The sequence below is a fragment of the Coprococcus intestinihominis genome (assembly GCF_040096555.1).
GTDB lineage: Bacteria > Bacillota > Clostridia > Lachnospirales > Lachnospiraceae > Coprococcus_A > Coprococcus_A intestinihominis.
Window position 1 is genome coordinate 1 of the sequence record NZ_JBBMEK010000303.1, and the last position, 3,697, is coordinate 3,697.

4 protein-coding genes are annotated in these 3,697 nt (G+C 42.3%); all 4 read right to left on the reverse strand.

The genetic code is table 11. The annotated features are described in order from the left end of the window. Nucleotides 1–539: 539 nt before the first annotated feature. The 4 genes from WMO25_RS16115 to WMO25_RS16130 all read right to left on the reverse strand — a co-directional run bounded on the left by WMO25_RS16115 (nt 540) and on the right by WMO25_RS16130 (nt 3,539). Nucleotides 540–1,307, reverse strand: a complete 768-nt coding sequence (locus WMO25_RS16115) for a peptidoglycan-binding domain-containing protein (RefSeq protein ID WP_349086172.1) — start codon at nt 1,305–1,307, stop codon at nt 540–542. A gap of 38 nt (nt 1,308–1,345) precedes the next feature. Beyond that, on the reverse strand, nt 1,346–1,810 hold the full coding sequence (locus WMO25_RS16120; RefSeq protein WP_227083725.1) for a phage holin family protein: 465 nt from the start codon (nt 1,808–1,810) through the stop codon (nt 1,346–1,348). 138 nt (nt 1,811–1,948) lie between these two features. After that, a complete protein-coding gene (locus WMO25_RS16125; RefSeq protein ID WP_349086174.1) occupies nt 1,949–2,947 on the reverse strand; it encodes a tyrosine-type recombinase/integrase in 999 nt (332 codons plus the stop codon). Nucleotides 2,948–3,170: 223 nt separating this feature from the next. Next, a complete protein-coding gene (locus WMO25_RS16130) occupies nt 3,171–3,539 on the reverse strand; it encodes a hypothetical protein (RefSeq protein WP_349086176.1) in 369 nt (122 codons plus the stop codon). Nucleotides 3,540–3,697: the final 158 nt, after the last annotated feature.

The window sequence follows — 3,697 nt, forward strand, 5'->3', positions numbered from 1 at the left end:
TGCTGAATCAGTTCTTCCAGACTCCATTCAAGCATATCTGCCCCTCGCTGGATAACTTCTTTGGGAAATTCTATTCCTTCCATAATTTATTCTTGTAAACATAAAAAGCACGTGAGATTCTTACCTCACGTGCTTATCTTATATGTGTACAAATGCCATTTTCACAAAAAGCAACTGTATTATACTATTTTTCTAACAAAGGCCTTAGAACTTGCCAGCTCTTGCAGCTTCCTCAACACTAACTGCAACAGCAACTGTAGCGCCGACCATTGGGTTATTGCCCATACTTCATATACATTATTATATGAGTCATAATATGATGTGTAATCATCACGAAACACTTGATTTTACTGCATTTTCAGACATTTTAAAAATTTATTGTAACTCATTAAAATTTATCGTTTTCACAGTAATCCGCTACAAGTGTGTACAAAACGTGCACATCCGTGATTGAAATTAGATAATGTACACAAAAAAATCCTCCATACTTTCAGTTGGCCTAACTTAATAATAACATATGCTATAAATGTGGGCAAACGTTATTTTTTTACTTTCTTAGCTCTTTCCCGGCATTCCGGTCCAAACCAACCATCTACCCTCAACCTTTCTGCTTTCTGGTACGCTCTTACCGCAGCCTCTGTCTTTGCTCCAAAGTCCTTATCAATTTTCGAATCGTAGACGCCATACCACTGCAAAAACAGCTGCAGCCACTTTACAGCTTCACCGGTATCTCCACGCTTCAGATAGCCCTTGCTTGGCAGTGTTGGGAAAGTTCCTGTATAGAGTGCTGCACCATTCTTCTTGCGGATGATCCAGATAACATTGGTATCATAGCGCAGTTTTTCCGGATCGAAGTAGCCGGTGTTGTTTCTGGCACCGCTGTCTCTCATGTACAGTTTACCATTCTTCAGATCAGTTGCTGACAAGTAATGGCCGCCACTGGTCCAGAAATTGTCTTTGGCACCATTGGATTTTCCAACCGTGAGAAAGAGGGCCCACCAGTCACCAGAAAGACTCTGCATCTTTGTCATGGCCTGCTTCCAAGCTGTACCGCCCTGATGTTCCGGCTTGTAGTAACCAAGCACTTCCATACCATGTTTTTGCAGTACATCAGTAATGCCGGCGCGGGTCGTGCCAGATGAATAGAAATGACCATGATCATACAGCCAATTGGCTACCTTGACCGGGTTAATGCTGCCATCAAGATTACACAACACAGAAGCTGAAGCACACGGACCACAGCCTGACAGCTTCATTGAAATCCCGTGAACTGGATTATAATTTCCCTGTTTAAATGTCTTACTCATATATTTGCTCCTTTCAAAAAAGACGCCCGTAGACGCCATTATTTCTGTTCAATCTGGTTTTGTTCTTCTGTCTCTTCTGGAAGCTCTGTGGTCATGTCTTTCAGGAATTCTTCCAGCCAATCTCTCATTTTTGCTGATACTGGAAGGCCACAAAGAACCATGTTCTTTAATATCGATACACATTCATAAAGAATAAACAACAGGCTGAATAATTCGCACAAACCAACCTTCGTGAGCCCGATTACTTGAAGATATTCATTCGGAATCATAAAAGCTACATTAGCATGTACTAGCAAATCCGCTGCCATTAAAGCCACCGCACTGACCAACATGGCCACCTTTCGAATAGCTCCATCAATACCTGCAGAACTGTTGAATTTACGATATTTAATCGCCCTGAGGACACCAAGAAGGGTATCCAGAACTACAACCAGCATCAAAAACTTAAATACCACGCTGGATGTCATTGCATTTGCAAAAGTGTATAAAAATTCAATCTTCATCTCTTTTCCTCACTTTCTGAATTTTTTACATTTTCTTGTCACATTTTCCCGATTAAAACGGTATAAATAGTGTACAAAAACATTATTGTACCTTTCTCCCCAAGCAGGGCTCCCCGCATAATAGCGGGGAGTTTCTCATTAAATTACAAAGTTGTTATGGCCGTCCTTTACAGATTGTGCATTGGCCGTAATGTATTCCATAGTCGTTCCAAGATTCTTGTGTCCAAGCAAACGGCTTACATCCACGATACTCATGCCGCGATCCAGCGCAATAGTTGCAGTTGTATGTCTAAACACATGCGGAGTTACATGTGTTCCGACGCCGGTTGTCCTGGCCATGATCATTCTAATAACTCTCTCAATCCCAGACTTCTTCATTCGAATATTAGGCTTTGTGTCATGTACGATAAGTGCCGGACTCTCATCTGATCGCGACTCAAGATATTCCTTCAGAGCGACCTCTGCCCTGGCGTTGATATAGCTTGTCCGGTGCTTGCTGCCTTTCCCAAACAGGGCAACTTCTTTTGTCTCGAAGTTTACATCTGTAATATTCAGATTGCAAAGTTCCGAAACACGGCAGCCGGTACTGTACAGCAATTCAACAATCGCCTTTTCTCTCTTTGTTTTGCAAGCCATACGGACTTTTTCAAGGTCCATCTGTGTCATAGATTTCTTGTGTTTCCTCTCATACTTAATCGGAGTGATATGTATCGCAGGATTTTTGCTGATATATTCTTCTGCAGCCATCCAATTGAAAAATGAGCACAGGACCGTGCGTCGTGTATCTAGTGTTCTGTTTGATATACCGCGTTCCTTCTGGTACTGATATAAATAAATCCGGATGTCATTGGCCGAAACCTTTTCCGGAGGCTTGGCTACGAACCTGAAGAAATCTTTCAATACGATCAAATACAAATACAGTGACTTTTCAGACAGGCCTTCAATCTTTTTTGAAGCGATATATATCTCTACTGCTTTTGGGATCTCCTGTCCATACGGGACAATCTGCGTCTCTTTCTTAACAACATCAAAGTTTTTCGCTGCCAGATCCAGGCATTCAGAAATCTTTCTCAGCTGATCAACATCGAAGTCTTTTGAAAGTTCAGCCATAATCAGATGCTTAAACTGCTCATACATATTGATGCTCCTTTCCTTGCACAAGGATACAGCACATGATATAATCAGTTCATACCCTTGCGGTTGTGGAGTCAGGTGATGCTTTGGTCGGTGGAGCCTGGCTCCGTTTTTTTGTTTCTGATCACATCATAGCATTTTCACGCATGAGACAATTTTTGCGAAAATCAATTGTGTATAACTTATTACACATTTTGCCGTAACCCCGGCCAGGGAGATATGTGGATCACCTCCTTACAAAGCTCATCCAACGGTTTCTGAAAGATTCAGGGATATACTTCGACCAATCAAGATAGTGTTTTCCAGGTGTCACTGTCTCTGCTTCGGTTTCAGCTGCAGTCTCAGTTTCTGCCTCGGTCTCTGTCTCAGATTCAGCCGGCGCAAGGTCGATCGGATGCTCTTCGAGCCACTTTTTAGCAGCAGCGTCGCAGGCTTTGTCGACATCTTCAGATGGTGTGTATTCGATTTCATCTGGCGGCGTCAAATCGCCCCAAATGTTACCAACGTTCAGCGGCGGTGTGCAGGCCCATGCCCGCAGGGATACTGCAGCCGTGATTACGGCTACAAGGATTAATGTAGTTACTTTCTTTCTCATTTTTATCGCTTTCTTTCTTGAAAAATGGTATAAAAATAAGACCTTTGCAGGTCTTGTGGGCATAGGAAAGGCCATAGGATACCCCATGGCCTATTGAATATTAGAATTATTTCACTAGCTCAAATGTTTTTTCCATAATCGTTTGAATTTTAACTGCT

Bases quoted from the DNA above. Each gene is read 5' to 3' on its own strand.
- WMO25_RS16115 (WP_349086172.1), bottom strand. From the start codon at position 1,307: ATGAGTAAGACATTTAAACAGGGAAATTATAATCCAGTTCACGGGATT.
- WMO25_RS16120 (WP_227083725.1), bottom strand. From the start codon at position 1,810: ATGAAGATTGAATTTTTATACACTTTTGCAAATGCAATGACATCCAGC.
- WMO25_RS16125 (WP_349086174.1), bottom strand. From the start codon at position 2,947: ATGTATGAGCAGTTTAAGCATCTGATTATGGCTGAACTTTCAAAAGAC.
- WMO25_RS16130 (WP_349086176.1), bottom strand. From the start codon at position 3,539: ATGAGAAAGAAAGTAACTACATTAATCCTTGTAGCCGTAATCACGGCT.